Source organism: Sphingomonas kyeonggiensis, assembly GCF_014196745.1.
In the GTDB taxonomy this organism is placed as follows: Bacteria; Pseudomonadota; Alphaproteobacteria; order Sphingomonadales; family Sphingomonadaceae; genus Sphingomonas; species Sphingomonas kyeonggiensis.
Genome location: NZ_JACIEH010000001.1, coordinates 243,969 through 268,243, shown reverse-complemented (window position 1 = coordinate 268,243; position 24,275 = coordinate 243,969). Strand labels below are relative to the sequence as shown.

Genomic DNA, 24,275 nt, shown 5'->3' with positions numbered 1-24,275 from the left:
GCCGCGCCGTGCGGGAATCGATAGCGCTCGGTAGCCCGTCAATCCCGCGGCGCATAGACCTGATCGGGTCCCGGAAAGGTCCGGGACCGAACATCGGCGGCATAGGTTTCAACCGCGGCGGAAATACGGCCAGCCAGATCGTCATATTTCTTCACGAACCGGGCGGTGCGCTCGAACATGCCCAGCATGTCGTCGATCACCAGAACCTGGCCATCGCACTCGGCGGAGGCCCCGATACCGATCACCGGGCAGGACACAGCAGCGGTGATCTCCCTGGCCAGTGTCTCGACCACGCCTTCCACCACGATCCCGAAGGCGCCGGCAGCGGCGATCGCCCGGGCATCGTCGATGATCTGGGCATGCTCGGCATTGCTGCGCCCGCGCGCGCCATAGCCGCCCAGTGCGTTCACCGCCTGGGGCGTCAGGCCGACATGCCCCACCACCGGGATGCCGCGCTTCGTCAGGAACTCGACCGTCGGGGCCAGCGTCTCGCCGCCCTCCATCTTCACGCCCGCCGCGCCCGTCTCCGCCAGCACCCGCGCCGCCGAGGCGAAGGCCTGTTCCGGGCTCTGCTCATAGCTGCCGAACGGCATGTCGACGACGACCAGCGAATGCCAGCTGCCGCGCACCACCGCAGCGCCGTGCGCGATCATCATGTCGAGCGTGACCGGCAGGGTGGACGGCAAGCCGTAGATCACCTGTGCCAGGCTGTCCCCCACCAGCAACACGTCGCAATGCGGATCGAGCAGCTGCGCCATCCGCGTCGTGTACGCGGTGAGCATCACGATCGGATCCTTGCCCTTGCGGTCCCGGATCGCCGGAACGGTGAGCCGCTTCATCGGAGCGGGAGTCGGGTTAGCGCGGCTCGTGGCCGTGTCCATGGTGACGTGCGACATGGCCGCAGGTCTAGCGGGTTGCCGCGACGGTCGCCAGTGTAACGACATTGGCCGTGGCGCGGCTCCGCCCCTTTCCCGTCATCCCGGCCCCCTCGTCATCCCCGCGAAAGCGGGGATCCAGAGTGATCGAGCGATATCCTTCGCGCCCCTGGATCCCCGCCTTCGCGGGATGACGGATGCGTAGCATATCGCACCCGGAGTTCGAATCACTTGACTCAATGTTATATATACATAACATCACGTCATCTATTACACACATGGGAGGCCGAATTGTCCTTTCGGGAAAAGATCGCCTGGGCAGCGTTCATCACGACGCTGCTCGCATGGGGCAGCTATTTCGCCGTCGTGATCACGCGTGCGGCCAATGGCGGCACGCACGATCCGATGCTGTTCTACCTGTTTCTCGCCGCCACGATCGGCCAGGCCGTGATGATGACCGCGGTCACCACGCTGATCGCGATCCTGACGCCGAGCGAGGCGAACGCCCCGCGCGACGAGCGCGACCGGTCGATCGGCCGCCGGGCCAATGGTGCGGCCTATCTCGCGGTGCTGCTAGCCATCGTCGCCGTCATCGTAGCGATGCATGTGGGGCTGCACGGCACCAATGTGATCTTCGCCTTGGTCGGCGTGTTCATCCTTGGCGAAGCGGTGCGGTTCGGCACCCAGGCCATCGGCTACCGGATCGGAGGCTGATCATGGCCTATCGCGAAAAGACCGCCTGGCTGACGCTGCTCTGCATGGTCGTGGCCTACGGCATCTACTTCCCGATGATGGCGCTGCGCGAGACTCCGCCCACCCTGTTCGACATATTGTGGAACTTCGGCATCATCGCAGGGACCCAAGCGGTGGCGGTGATCATCGGATACGTCGTCCTAGCCCTCCTGGCCGGCCCCGAGGGCCGCCGCGCGGACGAGCGCGACAGGGCGATCGCCCGGCGCGGCGCGTCGGCGGGCTATTACACGCTGATGGCCGGCACGATCCTGGTCGGCGTGGCGATGCCCTTCACCGAGCCCGCGCCCAGGATCGTCAACAGCGCGCTGCTCGCCATCGTGATCGCCGAGACGGTGAATCAGGTCCTGGTCCTCCTCAGCTATCGGAGGGGCTGGCATGGCTAAGGGGCGCGTCGTCAACGACATCCGCACGCTGCGCTTCCTGGCCGGCGAGATGACCCAGGCCGAACTCGGCGAGAAGATCGGGCTCACCCGCCAGACCGTCGCAGCGATCGAACAGGGCAAATATTCGCCCTCGCTCGAGGCCGCTTTCCGGATCGCCCAGATATTCGGCAAGCCGCTCGAGGAAGTATTCCGCTGGGAAGAATGAGGGCTCTTGCGCCAGGTACTTGCACGGAGACGCATCCACGCTAGCGTGGTTAACACCAGATCGGGGGAATCAGGATGCGTCTCACCTTGCTCGCGCTTGCCGCGCTCGCCATTCCGCACACGGCCTCAGCCCAGAACTGGCGCCTCGCCGCCTATTCGGACCAGGCGCCCAAAATGGCCTATTTCGTCGATGTCGATTCGGTGCGGCGCAACGGCAATGTCGTGACGTTCAAGCAGCAGACCATCTACGAGACGACCAGCCCGACGCGCGACTTCGATCGCTCGATGCTCACCCGCCAGGCCGATTGCGCTGCGATGACGTCCTTCATGCGCGACAGCAGCTTCTATATCCGCGGCACCTATCTCGATACCGAGCCGGGCCCGAGCGATCCGACCATCGCCAAGCCCGGCACCGTGCTGCTGACCATGCTCAACACGGTGTGCGGCCGCGGCGACTATTTCTCGCCGGTCGTCCCCAGCCCGGAACGCTGGGTGCTGGAGAAGTTCAGCAAGGGGTTCTGAGCCTCTGGGACCCATCCCCTTCCCTCGTCATCCCCGCCTTCGCGGGGATGACGGTGGTGGCTCAGGGCTTCGCCTGAACCCGCAACCTACAGCAGCGCCTTGGCGTAGATGTCCGGCTTGAAACCGACCAGGATGCCACCCGGATATTCGAGTACCGGCCGCTTGATCATCGAAGGCTGGGCCAGCATCAGCGCTGCCGCCTTGGCTGCGTCCACGCCTTCGCGATCGGCATCGGGCAGCTTGCGAAAGGTGGTGCCGGCGCGGTTGAGCAGCACTTCCCAGCCGGCCATCCCGCTCCAGCGCGCCAGCCGCGCGGCGTCGATGCCCCCGGCCTTGTAGTCGTGGAACGCATAGGCGATGGCATGCTCGTCCAGCCAGGTCCGCGCCTTCTTGATCGTGTCGCAATTCTTGATGCCGTACATGGTGATGGTCACGGTGGGTCCTCGCCTCATTTGCTTCTGCGATAGCGCCGTTTCGGCCGGAAGACAGCGGCTTCGATTGCGGGGCCGCGCAAAAGATGTTCTGCTGCGGCCATGTTGCTGATCCTCGCGACACTCGCCGCTGAAATCGCATTCTGCAATTTTGAGTCGGCGACAATGGCGGCGCCGCTACCGCGCTTCACCCCGCACCGGGTGAAGGATGATGCGATGTTCAAGTACGCCGATTTCGGCTGGGAAGTCGCTCCCGAGATAACCAGGGCACAACCGGCGAAATGACCGAGCCCAAGCTCCTCTCGGGCGGCAATCCGCAGATCCCCAAGGGCGATGGCGATGCGCCCGTCGCCGCCTATCTCGCCGCCATGCCGGGCTGGAAGCAGCGCATCGGCCGCGCAGTCGATACCCTCGTGGTTCGCACGCTGCCGGGCGTGCGCAAGGCGGTGAAGTGGAACTCGCCCTTCTATGGCGCGCCCAGCCAGGAGGGCTGGTTCCTCTCCTTCCACTGCTTCGACCGCTATGTGAAGCTCACCTTCTTTCGCGGCACCGCGCTCGATCCGGTGCCGCCCGGCCCCTCGAAGCAACCGGACGTCCGCTATCTCGACATCCGCGAGGAGGATCCGATCGACGAGGCGCAACTGGCGGACTGGATCCGCCAGGCGAGCGCGCTGGCTGGCGAGAAGCTCTAGCGCCTGAAGCCGCGAGGCTAGTCCCCCAGGAAGCGCCCCAGCGTGACGACGCCCTCCCGCTCGAGCCCCAGCGCCGCGTAGAAGCCCAGCGCTTCCGCATTGTCCTCGCGGACCATCAGCTGGACCTTCGGGCAACCCCGCGCCCGCAGCCATTCCTCTGCCGCCGTCATCAGCGCCCGGCCCAGACCGATACGGCGCGCCGCCGGCGCCACTGCGAGATAATAGACCCAGCCGCGATGCCCGTCGTCGCCGACCATCGCGCTGCCAAGGAGCCCGCCGCCCTCGCCCTCCGCCACCAGGATCGTCGAGGCATCGCCTTCCAGGGCGCGGGCAAAGTCCTGGGCCGGATCGTTCCAAGGCCGCGTAAGCCCGCAGAGATACCAGAGCCCGATCACCGCCCCGGCCTCCTCGGCGCGCGCCGCGCGGATCGTCATGCCGGCCGGCGGGCGATGCGCCAGAGCGTCACTGCCCCGATCAGCATCCACACCACGTTGAGCGTCGCCGAGGGGATCGCACCGTTCCAGCCGCTGTTGAGCACGAAGCACGCCGCGCCAACCACGTTCATCCACTGGTAGAGGCGCGACTGGCCGGTCAGCCGGCCGGAGGAGAGCAGCAGATAGGCAACCAGGATCAGCGCGGCGCCGGTCCAGCCGATGACCTCGATCAGCAGCCGTTCGACGCTCATCGCGCGATGCAGGTCACGCCGGCCCAGAGATTGGTCACCTTGCCTTCCGGCGTCAGCGCGCTGAGCAGGCCGGAAACACCGCCGGCGGTGAACTCGTTGCCGATCGAGGTCTCGCCGACGTCGATGCTGCCGGCCGCGGCTTCCAATGCCTTGCGGGTCATGCCGATCCCGATGCCGTTGCCCGTAGCGAACTTGCCGTTCTCGCGGCCGTCCAGGTCCCAGCCGGCGAACTTGCCGTCCTCGAAATAGAGCGAGAGCCCGTCACGGAAGGCGGCATAGGCGAGCGGCCCGGCGCCACAATCCTGGTTCTCGTCCTGCTCGATCGGATGGCCCAGCGGCGCGGCAAGCATCCGGATCGCATCCGCCTTGGCCGTACCGAAGCTGACGTGACGTGAGGCGCCATTGGGCAGGACAACGGTCAGCTCATCGGGCGCGAGGTTGACCCCGACGCCAGGTGCCTCATCGCTGGCGTTCGAGACATTGGCTTCGATGTTCGCCTCGGGTGGGACGATGATCTCGGACTCATTGGCCGCGTGCTTCTTCTCGGCCGGCTGCTTCGGCTCGGGCGAGCAGGCGGCGAGCATGCCCAGCGCCGCAAGCGCGCACGGCAACAGCTTGATCGTCATCGTCAAAATCCCCCTCGCCCGTTCCCGGCGATTCTCTCATCATCGCGCGGCGGGCGCAATCATTTCAGGCGAGCGCGGCGACCGGCTCACGGCGGAAACAGCCCAGTTGATGGTCGTTCACCAGACCCACTGCCTGCATCCAGGCATAGACGATGGTCGGCCCGACGAACTTGAAGCCGCGGCGCTTCAGCTCCTTCGAGATCGCCTCGGAAAGCGGCGTGGTGGCGACGAAACCATGGCCCGGGCGCTGGATCGGCTTGCCATCGACAAAGGCCCAGCAGAAGGATTCGAAATCCTCTCCGCGATCGCGCATCTCGCACCAGATCTGCGCGCCCCTGATGGTCGCCTCGATCTTGGCCCGGGCACGGACGATGCCGGGATTGGCCATCAGCCGCTCGACATCCTCGGGCCCGAAGGCGGCGACCTTGACGGGATCGAAGCCGGCAAAGGCCTCGCGGAACGCCTCGCGCTTGCGCAGGATGACGATCCAGGCGAGCCCGGCCTGGAAGCCTTCGAGCATCAGCGTCTCCCACAGCTCGCGGCTGTCGCGCACGGGAACGCCCCATTCGGCATCGTGATAGGAGCGATTGAGCGGGTCGCTCACCGCCCAGCTGCAGCGCCGCAGGTCGTCGGTCATCACTCTCCCCTCACTGTCTCGCCGATACGCACTTCGCCCAGGCCCAGCCATTCCGCCATCCGCGCCAGCTCGACACCCAGCCGCGCTTCGGTGTCGCCCGGCGCGCCCGGCTCCAGCGTGATCCGATGGGCGAGCAGCCGGCCGTTCTGGCGATCGGCCTTGAGATCGACCCGGGCGGTGAGCGCCTCGTCCATCAGGAAGGGCAGCACGAAATAGCCATGCGTGCGCTTGTCGGCGGGCACATAGATCTCGATCCGGTAGCGGAAGCCGAACAGCCGTTCCGTACGACTCCGCTCCCAGACCAGCGGATCGAACGGGGCGAGCAGCGCATCGCCAGCCACCTTGCGCGGCACCCTGGCATCACGGTGCAGCCAGGCCTTCTGGCTCCAGCCCTGCACGGCGACCGGCACCAGCACGCCCGCCTCCTCCAGCTCGGGAATGGCATGGTTGGCTTCCTCGGGCTTCAGCCTGAAATAGTCGCGCAGATCGGTCGCGGTGGCGACGCCAAGCGCGCGGGCGCTACGCTCGATCAGCGCGCGCTGGGCCGTCGCCGCATCGGGCGCCGGCAGATCGAAGATCGCCCGCGGGATCACCCGCTCGCTCAGGTCATAGACCCGCTCGAAGCTGTTGCGGCGCGTGGCGGTGGTGATCCGGCCGGACCAGAACAGCCATTCGAGCGCGAGCTTGGCCTCGCTCCACTCCCACCAGCCGCTCTTCGAGCTGCCATTCTCGAAATCGGAAGCCGCCAGCGGCCCCTCGGCGGCGATGCGATCGAGCACCGCCTTCGCCTCGCCATGCCGCTCCCGGGCGAAGGACCGGAGGCCCTTCCAGCCGATCTCGCCGCGCTCGGCCCGCGCCATGCGCCAGCGGAAGAACGGATGGAGATCGATCGGCAGCAGCGAGGCTTCGTGCGCCCAATATTCGAAGAGCCTGCGGCTGCGCTTCGGTCCCCAGGCATCGCGCTCGAGCAGTGCGCGATCATAGCATCCCAGCCGCGAGAAGGCGGGCAGATAGTGCATCCGCGCCAGCACGTTGACGCTGTCGATCTGGTGGAGCCCCAGCCGCTCGACGGTGCGGCGGAGATGCGGTGCGCCCACCGATGCCGGATGGCGCGCACCGAAACCCTGGGCCGCGAGGAAGACGCGACGAGCCTGTTTCAGCGAAAGGCTCGTCACTCTTTTCCCTCCAGGCACCCGCGGAACATAACGAGTACCTTAGCGGGTTTTTATTCCCATTCGATTGTTTACGAGACTTGTAATCAATTGATTTATCTCACTAAAAATATTTTTAGTCGCCGCCATACCGTCAGCCATCCTGTCAAAAAACGGCGCTTATGAAAACATTGGTTTTTTTCGCCCAAATCTCAAAAACTACCTTCCGCCATCTATCGGCACGCAAGCGAGGCTCCTTCATCCGCCTGCCCATCGCCCGCGTCGCTCAAGCCTTCCGCTCGACCAGCCGACATGCGAGCTCCTGATCTCCCCAGGAGGTGGCGAAGGTGTCGGACACGACTTTCCACTTTCCTGCTGGGCTATGCATGCCATGGTGCTCCCCCATACAGGAGCACTGACATTCATCGCCGGTCGCGTTCCAACAGGCGGGCGCGCACTTCTCCTGCTCCCGATACGGCTGGACTATATAAACTTTGCCGTACTTCTCGAGACATTGCGCTACGAGAGCATTAAACCATGCCTGCGGAATTTCCCAAAAGCGGCGCTGCTGATCCCACTCCGGGTTCGATCGTCGCTCCTGGCGTATCCAGGCTCTGTTCTCAGGATCAAATGGCAGTCGCATACGAAGTCGGTGGCCCGCCCCCCGCCTCAGCAGGACAGGGATTTCCTTCTGATTCCAGATGCGCCTCAGCCGTTCGGGTGTACCTTCATCCACGCTGAGCCCTTCTTATTATCCTACGCCTTGACCAGCCTAATGTCCGTACCGCGATTTTCCGGGCCACGACGGATCACACCGTCAACAAGACGAAACAGAACACTTTCGAGTTCATGCGTTGGCAGATGTAGTGCCGCCGCAATATGGTCACGCGTGGTGCGCTCGTTCCATAGGGCGCCCAGCACCTGAGGCCAGACGACAGAGCACTCTGGCTTCAGACCTTCAGGCTCCTGGGAGCGATATCCTCGCCGAGAGATCTCGATATTGAACGTCCGATTTTGCCATTCGCTGACGATGCCCATCTTGTTCAGTCGATACGTCAGAGCTGCTACCGAAACGCCCCATCGTTTTTTTGCTCGTATGAGTTCCTCCAACCCCGTGACGTAGCGAATGCGGCTTGCGACGTCGTCTTGAGGCATGAGAAAGTGTGACGCAAATTGGTCCGCCTCGTTCTCGGCCTGCCTGCTGTCTTGCTGCTCACCGTGCCGGTGCATGACCAAATGTCCAAGCTCATGAGCAGCGTCGAATCGACTTCGCTCGGTCGATTTGAAGGTGTTCAGGAATACGAAGGGCTGCGAATTCCTCCAGCATGAGAAGGCATCGACGGTCTTGGTGTCCTCGCAAAGCGAAAAAACGCGCACACCCTTGGCCTCCAGTAGTTTCACCATGCTGGGAACGGGTTGCTGACCTAAGCCCCAATATTCGCGGACAGCCTGTGCTGCCGCCTCCGGCGTAGCGTCGGCGCGAAGATCCGGCACATCGGGTGCGGGGAGATTAAAACGCTCCTCGATCCAATCGTTAAAGAGGAACGCTATGGTACCGGCAGACAGCGCCGCATCGCGCTCACGCGCGGTCATCGACGTCAGGCTCCGAAAGCTCGCCGACTGGACCGGCAGGTCATCGAAATCACCTGCGGAAAAGAACTCACGCGGGAAATCCAATACTCGTGAAAGCGCATTGAGGGTTTCTTCCTCAGGTTCATTCACGCCGTTTTCGAGCCGCGAAATCGTGATCGGCGAGACACCCACCGCATTGGCGAGCGAACGCGCGGTCATCTTTCGCCGCTTCCGGCCGAGTATGAGCCTACGATAATTAAACATGACAACGGTCAAATCTTACGCGAGACATTCACCTCAAAATCGACTGGCGGAGCTTCATCCGCGAGCGGGTCAGGGCTGTCCCATTCTCCCCTCTGCACAAGCAGAATACGCTCGTGAAATTGATCGAACTGCTCGTCATTGATTGCCACCGGACACGAAAGTTCAGCCCGGACGTCCGGGCCTACGGCGTAGACGAACAAGTACCATGTGGCCGCCGTGATCTCTGCAACTTCCAGCTCGCGCACTTCTGGAAACAGGTCGTACTGACCGAGCTCGACAGCGCGCGCTGCGCCAGCGCCCTTTTTCGAAACCGCGATCGGGTCTGAAATGGGATCTCCCGCTCGCTCAGCATTCTGGTAGACGATCTTGATGCCGATCTCCTTATGAAAGATCGACTCGATGTTGTCGCGGCGGCATATCTCCCAGCCCTGAGGCACGTATACTCGGCGCAGATGTTCCGTGCCTGCGAGATAGGCGAGCAGTCCGCCCGCGCTAAGAGGGTGGAAGGGCGTGGCGTTCCGACGGGCACCGACCGCGGCGCGAACCACCTGGAGGAGCTCGTTCTTAGTCAAGCCCAACTGCTCAAGGCGAGGAGCGACTTCAAATTCTTCCGCGAGGACCGCCATGAATAATCTGCCCTGTTAACTTTTCCGCCCTCATATGAGCAGAAAAAAGTTAGCACGTCAATCGCCCTTCAGTGATGACCTGGAGCGATGGACCTATTTCGCAGCCCCGGCTACCAAGTCTACCAGCTTCCAACCCTGGGCTTGGGCGGGCTCTATCAGCATTATTGCTTCGGATTTGCGTAGCGCGATCCCGAGCAACTCACGCGGCCTGGTGATGCCGACGAAGACGTTTGTCGCGGCGGTGAGAGCCACCCCAGTAAATGGTTGATCGGTAACGCCGAACGCACGGGGCAGCACCGTGCTTAGGTCGATACATTGTTCGTCTGCACCACTGCCTTTCCATACCTCACTCTCGACGACGAGAATTCCGTCTACGCTCTTGCCCTTGACCGAGTGGATCGATCCCAGCCGCAAGGTGAGATCGTCGAATTGCATCTGCTTAGTGGAGCGGCGCTCGGGGTCAGCGAGATCGGCCTTTTGATCCGCGACGAAGCTGCACAAATCCGCGATTTCGGCCTCAGCGCCCTGAGGATGCGGACTGAAAAGTGGCAGCAGCTGTGCCATGAACGCCAGCCATGCCGCCTGGTCCCATACCGCATCACCGGTAAGCACATGGTCCCGGAGCAGTCGACGTACAGCGCGCGGCAACGCAAGGTCGCGATGCGACAGAGCCGGCCAGACATTATGCGCAGTAATCGGACGATCGTTCGCCGCTTTCCAGCCATGCGCGCGCGCCAACCCGGAAACACCGACCGCGAGCATCTCGCTGACCTCTGCGGGAGGACGCGCCGCGGCGTGGTGTACCGCAGCCTTCTGAAGCTGCCGGCAAAGGAGGTTGGCCTTCGATCGAGACCCGCCCTCGCTGCGATATGCGGGATGATAGTGGACAAGGCTCTTCGGCTGCCACGCCCCTTTCTTACCGGGCAGATTGTGACGCGATGCGACCGCCCAGACGTCGCGGCTGCTGCAATCGCCGCCCCACAGCGTGCGTGCCTCTTCAGCGAAGGCACCGAGAACGCCACCGATCGTGGCTTCATCGAATAAGAACATCACCCGCGACGCAGGCCGTGCGCCCAGGCCCACAATAGTCTGAGCCTGGCGCGCGGTCAGCCGGCTTGCAAAACCGGCGATCTCCCTGCCGAACCTGCGGCTCGTATCGAGAGGGATGCAACCGGGACCCGGCGTCCAATAGGCCGGTGCAGCTCCATCGTCCTCATAGAGCGTTTGATTGCTGTCCCCGAGACGCTGGAACGCCGCCCCATCTTGCTTGAACACGTGCTCCAATAACCGAAGCTGGTCGCCATGCGTGTCCTGCGCCTCATCAAGAATGACGAGTGGAAACCGGTCGCGAAGCCGCTCGGCGAGGCTCGGGTTATCGCGGAGCGCGCGCCACGCGAGCGCGGTCATGTCGGCGTAGCGATAGAGCCCGCTCTTGACCATCGAGGCCTTGAGGGATTCGAGCGCTTTCCCACAATCGGTGTGGGCGCCCCATTGCCCTTTACGACAGCGGACGGCCAGCGCGCTTGGCTCCGCGACTGTGTCGGTGAAGGCGGGGTCCAGATCAAGAAGGGCAATCCACTCTTCGAGCCTGCGCTTCAACTTGAGCTTTTGATTCTTCGCGAGGTTGTCGAGAACGCGCCACCCCGGATACCGCCGCAACGCCTCAGCCGCAAAGGCATCGTCGTCAATCTGGCGCACGTGCCAGCCCAAGCCTCGAAGATAGGGCAAAGCAAGATATTGGTTGATGAAGGCTGTGACCGTGCCGGTGAAATGAGGATAGGCCATCAGCCGCGCCGCGGTCGGGTGACGGGCGATCAAATCTTCGACTTCGGTCCGCGCCGCGTTGGTGTGCGAGATGACGCAGACACCGCGCCTGCGGGTCGTCCAGTTGCGCGAAAGCAGCGCGAGCTTGGCCGCGAGCAGCGTCGTCTTGCCATTGCCGGGCGCCGCCTGAACGTCGCATGGGGTGGCCTTCGCCAGGAAGTCGGTCTGGCTCGGATCAGTAAAATCGCAGCCGCCCAGCTCGTCGCCGAGTTCGGCAAGCAGTTCGGGTGTGAGCGGCAGGATCTCGAACATGGTGCTACGCCTCCACCGCCGCCGCGCCTTCCATCCCGGCGCCCCCGATCTCTTCGTCCTCGGATTCCGGCTCGGGGGCGATCGCCGGCGCCCCGGGAACATAGCCACCCGTCACGTAGTCGATCGCGCGCACCAGGTAGGGCGGGAGCCGATCGCGCATCTGCTCCGGCGTATCGGGGCGTTTGCGCAGTATGGCGGCAAGTTGCTCGGCGACCTCGGCCTTGGAGGCCTCTTTGTCATGGACGGGCTGGTAGATCTTGACGGCGATCTCGGTCGTGGAGAGCCCCGCCTCCTTCCAGCCTGCGTAGGTTTCGCTGGCCTTCTTCACGATCTTCGCAAGCCACTCGGGCTTGCGACTGCTGGTCTTGGCGAGCTGAACCGCCTGATGAACGCTCTCGGCGAGCTCGGACCGAAGGGCAAGATCGAACTCAAGTGTCCAGCTATCGGCGATGAACGCGTCGACGGGATCCCCGACGTCGCGCCGGAGCGTCTTCAGTCGCGCGGCGATTTCGTCCCGGGTCAACTCGTTCTCTGTCTTGCGGTCGCCGACGAGGCCTTTCGCCTCAAGGGGCGGGATATCCCTGTCGGGGATCAGCGCCACGGGCACCGAGATCGCATTCCCAGTTTTGCGTTGCAGGATCCGGCTGTAGCGGAACAGGCCGCGGTGACCGACATTGACGAGCGAGACGCCATACCGGCTGAACGGACGCCCGAGCTTCTCGGCGATCGCGGGCAGCAACAGGTGCTCGCCGTCGCCCTCCACGACGATCAGCGCGCGGGCGAAGAACAGGTTGGCCTTGGTCGCATCGAGGAACCGGCGCAGGAATTCATAGTCGTCGGCTTCGAGCCGGGTATGCGCCGCGCCCAACGGAAAGGCACTGTGACCGACGATCATCGTCAAGGTCTCAAGCTCGGCACCGGCCGCGAGCTGCGGGCTATGGGTGGTGAGCAGAACCTGGACCTGCTGATGGGTTTCGCCTTTCTTGGGATCCGGTTTGGCGGCGCGGGCTGCGAGCACCTCCATGAACAGCGTCTGGTGCTGGGGATGCAGGTGCGCTTCCGGCTCCTCGATCAGCAGGAACGGCACCTGATCGGGATGCGACTGTAGCAACAGCAGCTCGGCCGCCATGAACAGCAGGTTGTTGTAGCCCAACCCGCGCTGCACGCGCTCGGTGCCTGCCTTAGCGTTCAGATAGAGCTCGAACCTTTCAAGGATCTGATCGAACGACCCGCCCGCGCCGAGGTCCAGCGTCGCGACGAGGCGATCATCCACAAACGACAGCTTGTCGAGAAAATCGGTATTCACGCTGCTGGCGACGCCCCCCACAGCAGCGTTGCCCCGGACCGCCGCGTCAGCGGCGGCAAGCGTGTCGTGAAGCGTAACCTTGTCACCCGGCGCGGCCGGCTTGCTCTGGGGGCCCATCGTGGGCATCGCGCCGAGAATGCGCGACAGACGCGACCGGCGTCCTGCTCGCATCTCGCGCTCGGCGTCCCGCAGAGGCTTGAGATAGGTGGCCTTCAGATACTCGCGCAATTCCCCGTCGAGCGGCAGGCCTTCGCCTTCGGCGCCAGCACGGTGCTGGCTGGAGATGATACTGCCGCCGCCGGGAGAAACCCGCCGCGCGCCCCGCATGCAGACGTGCAGCCGAAGCTTCCCCTTTTCGTTGGCGCACCATTCCAGAAAGCGGGCTTCCTCATCAGCGCTGAGGTCGTCGAAAGTGCATCGCACGACGAAGTCGCTACTCCGTGTGCCGTCGGCGCCGACGTGGAAGTCGTGTTCGTCCGGACGGATATAGTCGTCGCCGCGTGTCCAAAGGACATAGCGGGCAGCGTCGATGATCGCGCTCTTCCCGGCGTCGTTCGGCCCCACGAGAATATTGAGGCCGGGCGAGAGTTTCAGTTGCAACGGAGCGGTCGGATCGAAGCACCGGAAGCCGCTCGCGTAGATTTCGGAAATGTACACCGTCGCCTCCCAGCCCGTTTTTCTTATCCTGCCGCGCTATTGGCTCGTGCGGCGATCTCTGCGCAGCGCTCCATGAGCGTCTCGAAAGGCTCGGCGTCCTCCAGAAGGAGGCCGTCTTCAACCATGCGGGCGTAATCTTCTTCCAAGGCCTTCGCCCCATCGCCGGCCGGAACGAGCTGCAAACCTCCGTTGACAGCCGCCGCGTAGTCGATCGGCGACCGGTCCGCCGCCTTTTCCGCGAAGAACATTGCCTTGTGACGGGCGACGGCGTTCGCCAGCTCGCGATCCGCGAAAGCAGCCGCCGCGAAGCCCGCTTCGTCCAACCGAGCGACATCATGCCAGTGCCGGGCGAACCGGTCGCCGCGCAGACGCTCCTGCAGGCAGAAGACGTGGATGGCCGTCGCCTTCTCCCAGAAGGTCCGCTCCGCATGCATCACGCGCGGCCGAGCCATCGGGAAGGCGACGCCTTCCACCAAACCGGCAGCATCGCAAATCACGTCGCGCACGCTCGCCGGCTCGCCCGTTGATCGCGCCCCAAATTCGAGCATCACGCTCGGGGCGACATAGCCGGAGCCAGCCGTCGCGGCCTCGTAATCGATGAACAGCTTCTCGCCTTCGACGCGGATGGTGGCTGCCAAAGCTTCAGCCGCGAGCGCCCCTGTGATGATCGGCTGTACGGTGCCAACTACCCAGTCTGGCAGGCGCTTGCGTACCTCACTCGACCAGCGCTTCTCCTCGCTGCGAGTCTTCGGCAGGGCCTCACCATCGTCGCCCACCAGATCGGGTGCGATCGTCCGGATGTCATAGGTCAGGTCGACATCCTCGGAAAACCGCCGGATGACCTGATAGGCTTTGGATAGCGACGTCCCGCCTTTGAACACCAGATGTTCGCCGAGCGCCGAGCCGTAAAGGATCCCGAGCGCCCAGACCACCCAGACGTCCTTCTCGAGAAGGTGCGCGGGTCGTCCCGACTGATCGGCCGCGACGCTCAACGCCTCGCGGCGGTCGGCGACCGGAAGGTGGAGAAAGGCATCAGCCATGTGCGGCCTTGCCCACGCTGCGCGCCAGCCAGGTCGGAAGCTGCGGCGCTGCCGCGACCAGTTCGCTGAAAGTGGATGGCGGGAGCTTCCGCTTCAATGTTTTCAGGGCGGCTTCCGCCTTCTCCGGTCCAAGCCAGGCCAGCGCGCGCACTGCCTCGCCAGCTGGCTTGTGAGCCAGGGCGAGTTGCCAGCGTGGAGCGTGGCGAAGTTCGACGACCTGCTTGCCGAGGTTCATCGTCCGGCTGCGGCCGGAGGTTAGATAGACCGATCGGACCGGCACCTGTGTCGTGAGGCCAAGCGTGTTGGCCGCCGCCGCCCCGCTCGGGACGATGACCTCGCCGCGTTGGTTGGCGAAGGCCTCGACTGCCTGTTGGACGGAGGGAGCCCTCGTACCGAACCGGCTCGTGATGGGACGCAGATAAACACCGCGACCGGCCCGAATGAGTTGGCCCCGCTCGGTCAGACGCGACAAGGCCTGATCCACCGCGGCGCGATTACCGAGATGGAGCAAGCTTTTAGCCGCCACGGGCGTGCCTTCCGGCAACCCTCCGGCATGCACAAGAATCTGTTCGGTTAACCGTTGCATGGCCATTCTCCTGTCAGAAATATACGCAGTTTTCTGACAGTTTGCAACCAATGGCGTGGCGGGGCAGCGCCCCTAGATCAGCGGCGCGCCCTTATCGAGCAGGCTGTCCAGAAAATCCTCGCGCGACGAGATCTGTCCCGATTGCGTCGCCAAGATCAGCGCCTCGACGACCTGACGAGCCAGCGAACGAGCCATCACCTGCTCTTGGGTCGAGATGTCCGTCATGGCGCGGCCGTGCAGGAAGGCGCTTCTTATGTCGAAAAGCTGCTCATACTGGTCAGCATGGCTACGGTCACCGAGCAGGCCGGCGACACGCCCTCGCATCCGGTTCGTCGCACGCATTCCCTTATGGCGATCAGGCGCAACACGGAAACTCTTCTGATAGTCGGCGCGCAGCCCCAGCGCCGCCTCGATCGTTGTGATGTGGGCGAGAAATTCATCCACGCCTTCGGCAAGGAAGGCGCGGATCAAGAAATGGGCGACCGGCGTCTCAAACAGAACCGATTGCTTCGCCTGCTCAACGATCACCCACCGGCTCTGGTCCCAAACAGTCAGCTCGGTCGCGGCGTTGTCATCAAGGCGCAGCTCGACCGGCCGCTCTTCTTCGTAGGTTCCGCCATAGCCGTCATCATAGATGCGATCTTCCCAGCTCAGCGTGTCGGGTGATGGCGGCGAGCCTGGACGCACGAAGATGTCGCTGTCGACGGTGTAAACCCACGGCACGCGGAATCCTCGCCAATCCACTTCCGGCATCGTCGACCAACTCTCCCAGGGCGCCAGCAGGAGGAAGAACAGCGCTTCCTCGAAGGCGCCTGGAAACCGTCCCTTGTGTGGCTCGATCCGCCCCAGATCCTGGCTGAGATCCATCGAGAAAAACGGGACCGCCCGCGCTTCCGGCCCGTGCTTGAACGCCACCGTCTCCTCGACGACCAGCCAGTGAAACTCCGACAGCCGATCAGCGTCCAGTTCATGCCGCGGATAGGCCCGCCTTAGGCGGCGCTCATCGAAGAGCACCCGCAACTCGTCCGGCGTCAGCCGGCATAGCTTCGCCGGGCCGAATGCAAGCGGCGACAAATCATCCGCTAGATCGAGCGGCGCGAGATGCACCCGCGTGGAACGCGTAGCACGGAGCGCGGCGTCGAGACCCGCCGCCGCCTCTTCCACTGGAAGCGCCAAATGGGCGGCGTCCTTTTGCAGGTGGCACGGCAGCCCCAACGCCCTCAACGCCGTCGAGAGCGCGAATGCGGGGCCCGCCTTCCCCGTGCCGGAGTAGTCGTCACGGCAGGCCTCGCGCAGACGCACGAATGCCGGATGCGCGAGAATATTGTCAGGGCCAGGCGGGCTGAGCCGCCAAAGCTCGGCTATCGCGCCAAGCATCGCTGAACTGGGGCCGTCCGCTACGACGCTCATCAGGCGATCCGAAGCCGTCGCAGGAGCTTGCCCAGGACGGCTTCATACTCTTCAGGCTTGGAGAAGTCGGCGTAGAGCTTGCCTTTCAGAAACCCCGGCAGCTCGCACTCTTCATAGAGCAATGGCAGCACGACCACTTCGCCGGTGGAAATCTCCCGGTTCATCGCCAGGTCGAGCTCTTTCTTCACCCAAGGGGCGTCGATCGACTTCTTCGACAGGACGACGGCGATGTATCGGCTGAGCTTCATGCCCTCATCGATCTTGGCGATCAGCGAGTCGCCGATTTCGATCTCCGCTTCGTCCAGCCAGACGCGCGGCACGCCATGGGCGAGGAGATCCTTGCGCAGTTGGCGCACGAACGGCTTGTCGACACCGGTGTGGCTCAAGAAGATGCCCTGATACTTCTCGTGCGCGGGGTCCGCCTTCTCCAGCGCCAAGCTGTCGCGGACGAGCTGGTTTTGCGCTTCCTGCGATGTCGGCGGCGTCAGCAGCCACCCTGTCGTGGCCCCGATCGTCACCTGGCCGCCCAGGCTATAGCCCTCCGGCGTCGCGGCGATCGAAGCGAAGCCTTCACCGGGATCCGACAGGCAGAGCGTCCAGCCACCGGTCTGTGACAGCACGTCGAAATAGCGTGCGAACGGACTATCCGGGTCAACGTGACCCATCCTGCGCCCCTTCTTCACGAGGAGTTCCGAGCGCTTTACGAAACTCGCCACCTTCGGCGCCGCGTAGCCCAGATGCGTCTCGCGATAGCCGAAAAAGTTCACCCGCTTCGGCTCGGACAGACACCAGACGACCGTCGCGCCATCGGCGGTCGCTGCCTCCATCTCCTTTCGCCGATCCTCCGCGTCGAAAGCGGAATCGAGATCATAGCGGTCGTTCTGTCCTTTCAGCTTGCCCAGCTCATAGAGCTCGTTCGAGAACTCGCCGGCCGAGCCGAACAGGAAATGCGAATAGCTCTCGGGATTGATGATGATCGTGTCATATTCGTAGAGTGGATATGCGGCCCGCGTGCGATCCACTTCCGGCCGACAAAGGCCTAGATTGTCGATCTCCACCCCTTCGATCGCATCGCCGGTATAGGTCAGCCCGACCGTCAGCACCCTTCTCATTCGTCTCTCCTTCCCGTGACCCGCTCGTTGTCGCCGGCAGGCTTGACGTCCATGACCTCGCCACGGGCGCCGACAAGCGCGATCTCAATGCCCGCAAGCGCGCAACGCGGCGCGAGGCGCTCGGCCAAGCGGCGGGTGCCTTCCGTCAGGGGCACGACCGCAACCTGTCGGCCCGGCGACGGCGTCGCCATCAGCATTCCCACTGTCTCGCACAGTCCTTTGTAGAGGCGGGATACCTGGCCCGGGTGCCGCGTGTTGATGATGCCGCCCTTGCACTCGGCCGAGATGATGTGGTCGCCGACCTCCGCCACGACATCGCCCAGGCCCGACTTCGGATGGACGGTGATCGTCTGGCCCGCGGCGTTCCGATAGACACCGCCGTATGTCGTAGTGCCGAGGTTGGAAACCTTCGTAAATTCCCGGCGCAGCAGCCAGCCGGCAAAATCGAATTGCTTGCCATGCTCGCCGTCCGGATGGATGCGCACATGCGGCGCATTCGCCGTGCGCAGAAGATGCATGGCGTAAGCGACCATCACAGCGCCTTCGTACAGGTGGTGCTCATGGCCGCCATCGGACTTGCCGACGCGGTTCGGCGGCGGCTCCAGCGCCGTCACGAGATCCTCGAAGTCCAACCCAGCCTCCCCAGTTCCGGCATCGGAGCGCTTGTCGCGCACCAGCATTGACAGGCACTTATAACCGGCCATATTTGCCCGGTAAAGGAGTCCCGGTCATGCTCGCCTACAGTCCCGAAAAATTCGCATCGCTCTACGCGTCCGAACTCGGTCAGCGCATCTGGGCGTTCCTCACGACGTCCGAAAACGTAGCGCGCCTCGAGACCGCCTCGGAGCTCAGCAAACCGGCGGTCGAGGGAATCGAGGAGCAGCTCCTCGCCGAATTCCGCGAGGAGGTGCTGGCCGACCGCGTGAAGCAAATGGTCGGTCACATGGTGCGCCAGATCCTCGAACAGCGCGATTGGGTTCTCGACCAGAGCGACGTGAAAGTGCAGTCGGTGCCCTTCAGCAAGGCGGCGCGGTATCGCCGGCCCGACTGGATCACGTTCCACGCCTTCCGCAATACCAGCGATCCCCGCGACATCGTTATTACCGATCGCCGCCAGAACGCGCCGTTACCGACCGACGTGCGCTGGACCTACTACGCGACCTTTGCCAGCCCGTTGAAGGCGGCGGTGGCGTTCGGGGTGCGCGACATTCGCCAACTTCGCCAGCATGTGCTTTCGCACGGCTATCAGCGCCTGCGTATCGAGCGAATGCTCCGCCGCGCCTAACGGGACCTGACGATGACCAAACTTTTCGATGTGGACGGCGCCAATCTCGATCGCGGCTTCATGAACCTGAAGGCCGCGGAATCGCGGACCGAGCAGCAGCTTCACGACCAGATCGAAGCCCTGTGGGCGACCTACGAGCCCTATGCCGACCCTGATTTTCCGCAGGGCTTCGCGCGCGACGTTGATGGCCGCTTCTGGGAAATGTATCTCGGCTGCACTCTGATCGAGGCGGGCCGGACATTGTTGCCCGTCGCGGACCGTCAGCGCCAAGGCGGCCAACCTGACCTCTGTGTCCTCGACGAGGGCCGCCGCATCTGGATCGAAGCCATCGCCCCCGACGAAGGCGGGCCTGGTCCCGACCAGATCGTGCGCCCCATTCCCATGAACCAGGGTGGCGGCCTCGTCGCCGCTCCCATCCGCCAAGCCCAATTGCGGACATCCGGCGCCTTCTGGACCAAGGCACAGAAGGTCGCGCGCTACATCGAACAGGGCGTGATCGCCCCCGAAGACACGCGGATCGTCGCCATCAGCGCGAGCCGCTTTGGCGTCTATGTCGCCGAGCAGCCTCTGCCGCTGATCATGACCACGCTCTTCCCGATCGGCGATGCGTACATCACCATCGATCGCGCGACTGGAGATGTCGTCGAGGAAGGATTTCACGCAGCGCCCCTGATCGCCCGCGAACGCAATCCGATCCCGCGCACAGCGTTTCTCGACGAGCGTTTCGCCGACGTGTCCGGCGTAATCTGGTCACGCGTTGGCCTCGGCAACCTGTCGCGCCAGGTCCGGCCTATCACCTACGTCCACAATCCGCTGGCGCAGGTTCCTCTGCCGACGAACTGGGGCGTTTGGGATCGCGAGTTCGTCACCACGCCGCAGGGAGACGGATGGGAGACGAACGACATCTTGGCGTCGGCGGCCGTGGCGGAGGCGCAATGAGGACGCCATCGCTCGCATGGCCTCGGTCGCGCTCCGCTGTCTGTCGCTCTTATCGCCGCGAGGGTGACGATGGCCGCCGGCGATAAACAGCAACTGATCAAACCCATCAGCCAGCGGCAGTTCGAACTCTACGCGCTGTCGCTTGAGCGTGGACCGAACTTCGAGCCGTCCCACATCTTCAGCGCCTATCAGGTTGGACGTGGCAGCGCCTGCGGCTGCATCCTTCTCGATCCAGAGCGCGGGGCGTTCACCACCTTGGCCATGCGTCGACGCGTCGACCATCTTTGGGTGCGCATCGACGAAGCGGGGCCATTCTCTACCCCTGAAGCAGCGCTCGACCATCTCAGCATCAGCATGCGCGGCGGCGAGCCGCCCGAACCGCTTCCGCCGGGCGCGCGGCGCCGTCCACCCCTAATGCAGTCAGGCGCGCGCGGCGTCTCGCCCGAGTTTGAGCTTCTTGCCGGGACGGTGAGCCATGTGCCCGCCCTCATGGCAGTCGGTGAATGCTATCTCGCGCTTCCCAAGCCTGACGCCAATTTCGTCACCGATCTGCAGACCAACAACTTCGCCTCGCGACTTTTCGAGCTCTATCTGCTCGCCTGCTTCCGCGAGCAGGGGCTGATCGTCCGGCAGGATCACGTCTCCCCAGACTTCTGGATCGAAAAGGATGGCGCCGAGTGCTGGATCGAGGCGGTCACCGCCAACTCTGAAACCCCGCGCGCCGGCGGGATCGGCGACTGGGTACATGCGCCACAGGACCGCCGCGAGCGGCTTACCGGCGCGCCCGCCGAACGTTTCGCCAAGACGCTACGGGGCAAGCTCCAGCGCAACTATCATGAGATGGAGCACGTAGAGGGCCGCCCCTTCGCCATCGCCATCGCGGACTTCCATGAATCCGGTTCGATGGTGTGGAGCCGCGAGGCGCTCCCCACCTATCTCTATGGCCTACGCGCCGACGTCGAAGGCGAAGGCGCGCATCGCCGCGCGATCGGCACCTCGATCGCCAACCTCACCGGCAAACATGGCATTCCGGCCGGCCTGTTCCGCGACCCAGACTTCGCGCATCTGTCCGCAGTCATCTTCAGCAACGCCGGCACGCTGGCCAAGTTCAACCGCATGGGCTTCCTCGCCGGCTGGCGACCGCCCGGCCTGGAGATGATCCGGCGCGGCATCCTGTTTGATCGGACACCTGGCGCACTTGAGCCAATCGATTTCGAGCTGACGGTCGGCAGCGACGAATACCAATCGCTCTGGCCTTGGGGGGAAGCCTGGTGCCAGGAGTTGGAGGTCTTCCACAATCCGCAGGCGGCCCACCCGATTCCCTTCGATCTCATTCCCGGCGCCACCCACTGGTTTGAACGCGACGGCGATGTCGAGTGCAGCACCATCTGGGCGAACTCGGTTCTGGCGTCGATCACCCATCTACGCATGTCCGGCGAACCCGCGACGCCTCCGGAGGAGACCAAACACGCATGACGACCGAGCCATCCGACCGGACAATCATCCTCCATCTGCTGCGCGGCGCAGTCCCCGAGCGCGCCGACGAGATCAGCGGTCTGTGGAGCCGTTACGGCCACGCCGTCGAAGTCGCACCCAGCGGCAAAGGCGTCACAATGAATGCAGACGCCAGCCGCATCAGGTTCGACACCAAGACGATCGATTTCTTCTGGTTGCTCGGTTTTAGCGCCTGGCGCGCGATCGAGGTCTATTCGCCCGCCTTGGTGCTCGCGACTGTGACCGGGATGCCGCTCGACCAAGCGCTCAACGTCGACGCCGAGCGTGGGCAATACGAATTCGACTACAGACAACGCGTCGCCAGCGCTCAATCGCTCATTGCAGTCGAACAGACCGCCGACATTTCCTGGCCGGCGGACATCCCAGAGCCGACCCCCGATCGCGACGGCCTCGCGGACAATCAGCACAAGGCCGCCTTCGACCTGGTCGCGCTCGCCCTTGCCTTTGCGCTCCTGCATGAATTCCGACACGTCATGTACTGCGCGGGCAACGACGCGCCTTCGACACTGCCCGAAGAGGAAATCGCCTGCGACACCTGGGCGCGCGAGTACATGACGAGCGGCCTCGCCGCTTACGCTAGGGAGCATGGGCACCATTATCCCCAAGTCCACCAAAAGCGTGCGATGGGAATGGCGCTCGCCGCCGTGATCATCCATGCGATGACGCCGACCCACGCGCATTGGGGCAACCGGCAATATCCGCCGATCGCCGAGCGGCTTACGGCGATGATCAGCGGTTACAGCCTGCCGGCCGGTTCGTCCTTCTGGCCGCTGACGGCCTGCTTGCTGATCGCACTCATGAGGCAGGAGAACCGGCCGCTCGACATCGTCGCGAACTCAAATCAGGAGATGGTCGAGATTCTGCTCGACCGGCTCCGGTAACGCCGCAAGGAGCGCGACGTGCCGGTCTATTTCATTGGTGAAGACGAAAATGGATGCTCCCCGATTAAGATCGGGGTGGCGAAGAACATAGAAGCGCGCAAACGCAACCTCCAGACTGGCAACCCCCTGGACTTGCGGCTGCTTGGGTGGATCGACACGGCCGACGCCTTCCAGCTTGAGCGACACCTGCATCACCATTTTGCAGCGACTCATGTGCGCGGAGAGTGGTTTTCCATCGAGCCGGCTGACATTCTGCCCATTCTCATGCGCGCAGGCCGCGATGGATTTGTCGCCAAGAACGCCGACGCCTTCCAGATCGTCGGATATGATCGCTACGCCATTCCCGAATATCTGGGCGTGTGGGAATGGGCCGATCTGGAAATGGATGAGTGCTGCCCGTTCTGCGGATGCCTGTGCGGCATGCATTTCCAGGAAGCCTCGCAGATGTACTATTGCATCCGATGCGACACGCTGACCGACTTTTCTGAGCTCGATCCCCATGACGAGTCCCCGGAAGACTGAGCCCTGAGCTGACGCGCGATAAACTGGCCTAGCGGACCTGAGCGGACCGAAAGGTGGGAACACGCCGATCCTAGTACACGTAATTCCGGCCTTACGATTCTGAGGGGAAAGCCTTCCCCTGCGCCCGAGCCTCGCGTCTCGGCCGACCCCTTCTGCGGGGAGACCCCGCAACGCCCCCTGAGAGTGAGAGTGCGGACCGGTTTCCGTGACGGGTGAATAGCTGGGAGAGAGGCTCCTGCGCCCGTCGTGGAGATTGGTCCCATGGACATGCAAGTTCTCGATGCGCGCCGTGACACGACCGGCGGTTACAAGGTGGATGTCAGCCGCGGCGAGCGGGTCGGCCGCGTCTCGTCTGAGTGGTTCTCGCGCCCGGCCGACGAACGCTACCTCTCGCTCTCCGAACTGGCGCGATCGGTGCGCGACCGCGCCGACCGCAGCCGGGCCCGCGTGGTGGACAGCGCCCTGATCCATGTGGAGGCGAACCGCAACAACCCGGAGCGGTTGGCCCTGATCCTGCCCGGCACCGATACGGCCATTGCGCCGACACACTGGTCCTTCGGCCAGCTCGCCAGCCTGGTCGGCGCACCCGCCGCCTATCTACGGCAGCTCCCGGCCGCACTCGCCGGGATCAACCTGCAATATGGCCTGACTTCCAATCGCGCCGAGCAGATCAAGACGCTGGAAACCGATGACGGCCGCACGGAACTGCGCGCCGTCACCGGCCCAGATTATGGGAGGATATTCGACGCAGAACTGGTGGAAGCCGTGCAGCGCATCGCCGGCAACGGCACGGGCGACACCCGCTGGAAGGTGCCGGGCGTGCTCGACTGGTCGACCGGCGTCTACAATCCGCGCGTCGATATCACCAAGGACACGACGACGCTTTATGCTTCCGATCGAGACGTCTTCCTGTTCCTGGTCGATGACCTGAATCCGATCGAGGCCGGCCGACTGCCGGACGGTTCGCCCGACCTCTATTTCCGGGGCTTCTATTGCTGGAATTCCGAGGTCGGCGCCAAGACGCTTGGCATGGCGAGCTTCTATCTCCGCGCGGTCTGCCAAAATCGAAATTTGTGGGGCGTGGAGGATTTCGAGGAAATCACCATCCGCCACAGCAAATACGCCGCCAACCGGTTTGCGCATGAGGCGGCCCCGGCGCTATTGAACTTCGCGAACTCCTCGCCGCTACCCTTCGTCAACGGCATCAAGGCGGCGCGCGAGCGGATTGTGGCGAAAACCGATGAAGACCGCACCGACTTCCTGCGGCGGCGCGGCTTCTCCAAGACCGAGGCCGGGAAGATCATCGACACGGTGCTGGCCGAGGAAGGCCGCCCGCCGGAGAGCATCTTCGACTTCGTTCAGGGCATCACCGCCGTCGCCCGCGACAAGCCCCATCAGGACGCCCGCCTCGACATGGAGGCCAAGGCCAAGAAGTTGCTCGATCGAGCGGCCTGATCTCCGTGACGCCGGCGATGCGGTTTTCCGTGTCTCCGGCTTTGCGCTTCCGTGTCTCTCGGTTCACCGG

At 63.9% G+C, this 24,275-nt stretch carries 28 protein-coding genes; 12 read left to right on the top strand and 16 right to left on the bottom strand.

Annotation, left to right across the window (positions count from 1 at the left end):
• Positions 1 to 38: 38 nt before the first annotated feature.
• Positions 39 to 896 (bottom strand): 3-methyl-2-oxobutanoate hydroxymethyltransferase, encoded by an 858-nt coding sequence (panB, locus tag GGR46_RS01385; RefSeq protein ID WP_183993856.1) that lies wholly within the window; start codon positions 894 to 896, stop codon positions 39 to 41.
• 270 nt (positions 897 to 1,166) lie between these two features.
• Here panB and GGR46_RS01380 point away from each other — a divergent pair, with 270 nt between their 5' ends.
• The 4 genes from GGR46_RS01380 to GGR46_RS01365 all read left to right on the top strand — a co-directional run bounded on the left by GGR46_RS01380 (position 1,167) and on the right by GGR46_RS01365 (position 2,737).
• Positions 1,167 to 1,589, top strand: coding sequence for a hypothetical protein (locus tag GGR46_RS01380; protein WP_183993853.1), 423 nt, complete (start codon positions 1,167 to 1,169; stop codon positions 1,587 to 1,589).
• Between the two features lie 2 nt (positions 1,590 to 1,591).
• On the top strand, positions 1,592 to 2,011 hold the full coding sequence (locus GGR46_RS01375; protein WP_183993851.1) for a hypothetical protein: 420 nt from the start codon (positions 1,592 to 1,594) through the stop codon (positions 2,009 to 2,011).
• Positions 2,004 to 2,216 carry a helix-turn-helix transcriptional regulator gene (locus GGR46_RS01370; protein WP_183993849.1) on the top strand — a complete coding sequence of 71 codons (213 nt, stop codon included), beginning with the start codon at positions 2,004 to 2,006 and terminating at the stop codon, positions 2,214 to 2,216. Before GGR46_RS01375 ends, GGR46_RS01370 begins: the two co-directional genes overlap by 8 nt.
• A gap of 74 nt (positions 2,217 to 2,290) precedes the next feature.
• Positions 2,291 to 2,737 carry a surface-adhesin E family protein gene (locus tag GGR46_RS01365; protein WP_183993847.1) on the top strand — a complete coding sequence of 149 codons (447 nt, stop codon included), beginning with the start codon at positions 2,291 to 2,293 and terminating at the stop codon, positions 2,735 to 2,737.
• Between the two features lie 86 nt (positions 2,738 to 2,823).
• On the opposite strand, the gene GGR46_RS01360 is transcribed toward GGR46_RS01365, so the two are convergent.
• The gene (locus tag GGR46_RS01360) at positions 2,824 to 3,171 is read right to left on the bottom strand and encodes an ArsC family reductase (RefSeq protein WP_183993845.1); all 348 of its coding nucleotides are present in this window, start codon (positions 3,169 to 3,171) and stop codon (positions 2,824 to 2,826) included.
• A gap of 99 nt (positions 3,172 to 3,270) precedes the next feature.
• Between GGR46_RS01360 and GGR46_RS01355 the strand changes: the two genes are divergently transcribed.
• Complete coding sequence (locus GGR46_RS01355; RefSeq protein ID WP_183993843.1) at positions 3,271 to 3,453, top strand: hypothetical protein; 183 nt, start codon at positions 3,271 to 3,273, stop codon at positions 3,451 to 3,453.
• Positions 3,450 to 3,860, top strand: a complete 411-nt coding sequence (locus GGR46_RS01350) for a DUF1801 domain-containing protein (protein WP_183993841.1) — start codon at positions 3,450 to 3,452, stop codon at positions 3,858 to 3,860. The genes GGR46_RS01355 and GGR46_RS01350 overlap by 4 nt, the downstream gene beginning before the upstream one ends.
• Positions 3,861 to 3,877: 17 nt before the next feature.
• On the opposite strand, the gene GGR46_RS01345 is transcribed toward GGR46_RS01350, so the two are convergent.
• From GGR46_RS01345 to GGR46_RS01280, 14 genes are all read right to left on the bottom strand, one after another.
• Entirely contained in the window at positions 3,878 to 4,294 is a 417-nt protein-coding gene (locus GGR46_RS01345; RefSeq protein ID WP_183993839.1) for a GNAT family acetyltransferase, read from the bottom strand.
• Positions 4,291 to 4,545 (bottom strand): CBU_0592 family membrane protein, encoded by a 255-nt coding sequence (locus GGR46_RS01340; protein ID WP_183993837.1) that lies wholly within the window; start codon positions 4,543 to 4,545, stop codon positions 4,291 to 4,293. Before GGR46_RS01340 ends, GGR46_RS01345 begins: the two co-directional genes overlap by 4 nt.
• Positions 4,542 to 5,171, bottom strand: a complete 630-nt coding sequence (locus GGR46_RS01335) for a hypothetical protein (RefSeq protein ID WP_183993835.1) — start codon at positions 5,169 to 5,171, stop codon at positions 4,542 to 4,544. Before GGR46_RS01335 ends, GGR46_RS01340 begins: the two co-directional genes overlap by 4 nt.
• 64 nt (positions 5,172 to 5,235) lie before the next feature.
• Positions 5,236 to 5,808, bottom strand: coding sequence for a DNA-3-methyladenine glycosylase I (locus GGR46_RS01330; protein WP_183993833.1), 573 nt, complete (start codon positions 5,806 to 5,808; stop codon positions 5,236 to 5,238).
• Positions 5,808 to 6,983 (bottom strand): DNA glycosylase AlkZ-like family protein, encoded by a 1,176-nt coding sequence (locus tag GGR46_RS01325; RefSeq protein WP_183993831.1) that lies wholly within the window; start codon positions 6,981 to 6,983, stop codon positions 5,808 to 5,810. Before GGR46_RS01325 ends, GGR46_RS01330 begins: the two co-directional genes overlap by 1 nt.
• Before the next feature lie 732 nt (positions 6,984 to 7,715).
• A complete protein-coding gene (locus GGR46_RS01320) occupies positions 7,716 to 8,795 on the bottom strand; it encodes a helix-turn-helix domain-containing protein (RefSeq protein WP_183993829.1) in 1,080 nt (359 codons plus the stop codon).
• 8 nt (positions 8,796 to 8,803) lie between these two features.
• Positions 8,804 to 9,421 (bottom strand): hypothetical protein, encoded by a 618-nt coding sequence (locus tag GGR46_RS01315; RefSeq protein ID WP_183993827.1) that lies wholly within the window; start codon positions 9,419 to 9,421, stop codon positions 8,804 to 8,806.
• A 93-nt stretch (positions 9,422 to 9,514) separates the two neighbouring features.
• Positions 9,515 to 11,497, bottom strand: a complete 1,983-nt coding sequence (locus GGR46_RS01310; RefSeq protein WP_183993825.1) for a UvrD-helicase domain-containing protein — start codon at positions 11,495 to 11,497, stop codon at positions 9,515 to 9,517.
• Positions 11,498 to 11,501: 4 nt separating this feature from the next.
• A complete protein-coding gene (locus GGR46_RS01305; protein WP_183993823.1) occupies positions 11,502 to 13,460 on the bottom strand; it encodes an AAA family ATPase in 1,959 nt (652 codons plus the stop codon).
• 23 nt (positions 13,461 to 13,483) lie between these two features.
• Entirely contained in the window at positions 13,484 to 14,500 is a 1,017-nt protein-coding gene (locus tag GGR46_RS01300) for a nucleotidyl transferase AbiEii/AbiGii toxin family protein (protein ID WP_183993821.1), read from the bottom strand.
• Complete coding sequence (locus GGR46_RS01295) at positions 14,493 to 15,086, bottom strand: DUF6088 family protein (protein WP_183993819.1); 594 nt, start codon at positions 15,084 to 15,086, stop codon at positions 14,493 to 14,495. Before GGR46_RS01295 ends, GGR46_RS01300 begins: the two co-directional genes overlap by 8 nt.
• A gap of 72 nt (positions 15,087 to 15,158) precedes the next feature.
• Complete coding sequence (locus GGR46_RS01290) at positions 15,159 to 16,496, bottom strand: hypothetical protein (protein WP_246425866.1); 1,338 nt, start codon at positions 16,494 to 16,496, stop codon at positions 15,159 to 15,161.
• Positions 16,496 to 17,161, bottom strand: a complete 666-nt coding sequence (locus GGR46_RS25905) for a toll/interleukin-1 receptor domain-containing protein (protein ID WP_246425945.1) — start codon at positions 17,159 to 17,161, stop codon at positions 16,496 to 16,498. The genes GGR46_RS01290 and GGR46_RS25905 overlap by 1 nt, the downstream gene beginning before the upstream one ends.
• Before the next feature lie 443 nt (positions 17,162 to 17,604).
• A complete protein-coding gene (locus tag GGR46_RS01280; protein ID WP_246425865.1) occupies positions 17,605 to 18,288 on the bottom strand; it encodes a hypothetical protein in 684 nt (227 codons plus the stop codon).
• Between the two features lie 50 nt (positions 18,289 to 18,338).
• Here GGR46_RS01280 and GGR46_RS01275 point away from each other — a divergent pair, with 50 nt between their 5' ends.
• The 6 genes from GGR46_RS01275 to GGR46_RS01250 all read left to right on the top strand — a co-directional run bounded on the left by GGR46_RS01275 (position 18,339) and on the right by GGR46_RS01250 (position 24,205).
• Entirely contained in the window at positions 18,339 to 18,893 is a 555-nt protein-coding gene (locus tag GGR46_RS01275) for a hypothetical protein (protein WP_183993815.1), read from the top strand.
• A gap of 12 nt (positions 18,894 to 18,905) precedes the next feature.
• Complete coding sequence (locus GGR46_RS01270; RefSeq protein ID WP_183993813.1) at positions 18,906 to 19,832, top strand: hypothetical protein; 927 nt, start codon at positions 18,906 to 18,908, stop codon at positions 19,830 to 19,832.
• Positions 19,833 to 19,895: 63 nt separating this feature from the next.
• On the top strand, positions 19,896 to 21,308 hold the full coding sequence (locus GGR46_RS01265) for a hypothetical protein (RefSeq protein WP_221262523.1): 1,413 nt from the start codon (positions 19,896 to 19,898) through the stop codon (positions 21,306 to 21,308).
• On the top strand, positions 21,305 to 22,228 hold the full coding sequence (locus GGR46_RS01260; RefSeq protein ID WP_183993811.1) for a phage exclusion protein Lit family protein: 924 nt from the start codon (positions 21,305 to 21,307) through the stop codon (positions 22,226 to 22,228). The genes GGR46_RS01265 and GGR46_RS01260 overlap by 4 nt, the downstream gene beginning before the upstream one ends.
• A gap of 18 nt (positions 22,229 to 22,246) precedes the next feature.
• On the top strand, positions 22,247 to 22,750 hold the full coding sequence (locus GGR46_RS01255) for a GIY-YIG nuclease family protein (RefSeq protein WP_183993809.1): 504 nt from the start codon (positions 22,247 to 22,249) through the stop codon (positions 22,748 to 22,750).
• Between the two features lie 261 nt (positions 22,751 to 23,011).
• Positions 23,012 to 24,205: a DUF932 domain-containing protein gene (locus GGR46_RS01250; RefSeq protein ID WP_183993807.1), complete on the top strand. Its 1,194-nt coding sequence runs from the start codon at positions 23,012 to 23,014 to the stop codon at positions 24,203 to 24,205.
• The last annotated feature ends 70 nt before the right edge of the window (positions 24,206 to 24,275 follow it).

Bases quoted from the DNA above. Each gene is read 5' to 3' on its own strand.
- panB (WP_183993856.1), bottom strand. From the start codon at position 896: ATGTCGCACGTCACCATGGACACGGCCACGAGCCGCGCTAACCCGACT.
- GGR46_RS01375 (WP_183993851.1), top strand. From the start codon at position 1,592: ATGGCCTATCGCGAAAAGACCGCCTGGCTGACGCTGCTCTGCATGGTC.
- GGR46_RS01370 (WP_183993849.1), top strand. From the start codon at position 2,004: ATGGCTAAGGGGCGCGTCGTCAACGACATCCGCACGCTGCGCTTCCTG.
- GGR46_RS01365 (WP_183993847.1), top strand. From the start codon at position 2,291: ATGCGTCTCACCTTGCTCGCGCTTGCCGCGCTCGCCATTCCGCACACG.
- GGR46_RS01355 (WP_183993843.1), top strand. From the start codon at position 3,271: ATGTTGCTGATCCTCGCGACACTCGCCGCTGAAATCGCATTCTGCAAT.
- GGR46_RS01350 (WP_183993841.1), top strand. From the start codon at position 3,450: ATGACCGAGCCCAAGCTCCTCTCGGGCGGCAATCCGCAGATCCCCAAG.
- GGR46_RS01345 (WP_183993839.1), bottom strand. From the start codon at position 4,294: ATGACGATCCGCGCGGCGCGCGCCGAGGAGGCCGGGGCGGTGATCGGG.
- GGR46_RS01340 (WP_183993837.1), bottom strand. From the start codon at position 4,545: ATGAGCGTCGAACGGCTGCTGATCGAGGTCATCGGCTGGACCGGCGCC.
- GGR46_RS01335 (WP_183993835.1), bottom strand. From the start codon at position 5,171: ATGACGATCAAGCTGTTGCCGTGCGCGCTTGCGGCGCTGGGCATGCTC.
- GGR46_RS01330 (WP_183993833.1), bottom strand. From the start codon at position 5,808: ATGACCGACGACCTGCGGCGCTGCAGCTGGGCGGTGAGCGACCCGCTC.
- GGR46_RS01320 (WP_183993829.1), bottom strand. From the start codon at position 8,795: ATGTTTAATTATCGTAGGCTCATACTCGGCCGGAAGCGGCGAAAGATG.
- GGR46_RS01315 (WP_183993827.1), bottom strand. From the start codon at position 9,421: ATGGCGGTCCTCGCGGAAGAATTTGAAGTCGCTCCTCGCCTTGAGCAG.
- GGR46_RS01310 (WP_183993825.1), bottom strand. From the start codon at position 11,497: ATGTTCGAGATCCTGCCGCTCACACCCGAACTGCTTGCCGAACTCGGC.
- GGR46_RS01300 (WP_183993821.1), bottom strand. From the start codon at position 14,500: ATGGCTGATGCCTTTCTCCACCTTCCGGTCGCCGACCGCCGCGAGGCG.
- GGR46_RS01295 (WP_183993819.1), bottom strand. From the start codon at position 15,086: ATGCAACGGTTAACCGAACAGATTCTTGTGCATGCCGGAGGGTTGCCG.
- GGR46_RS01290 (WP_246425866.1), bottom strand. From the start codon at position 16,496: ATGAGCGTCGTAGCGGACGGCCCCAGTTCAGCGATGCTTGGCGCGATA.
- GGR46_RS25905 (WP_246425945.1), bottom strand. From the start codon at position 17,161: ATGGGTCACGTTGACCCGGATAGTCCGTTCGCACGCTATTTCGACGTG.
- GGR46_RS01280 (WP_246425865.1), bottom strand. From the start codon at position 18,288: ATGCTGGTGCGCGACAAGCGCTCCGATGCCGGAACTGGGGAGGCTGGG.
- GGR46_RS01275 (WP_183993815.1), top strand. From the start codon at position 18,339: ATGCTCGCCTACAGTCCCGAAAAATTCGCATCGCTCTACGCGTCCGAA.
- GGR46_RS01270 (WP_183993813.1), top strand. From the start codon at position 18,906: ATGACCAAACTTTTCGATGTGGACGGCGCCAATCTCGATCGCGGCTTC.
- GGR46_RS01260 (WP_183993811.1), top strand. From the start codon at position 21,305: ATGACGACCGAGCCATCCGACCGGACAATCATCCTCCATCTGCTGCGC.
- GGR46_RS01250 (WP_183993807.1), top strand. From the start codon at position 23,012: ATGGACATGCAAGTTCTCGATGCGCGCCGTGACACGACCGGCGGTTAC.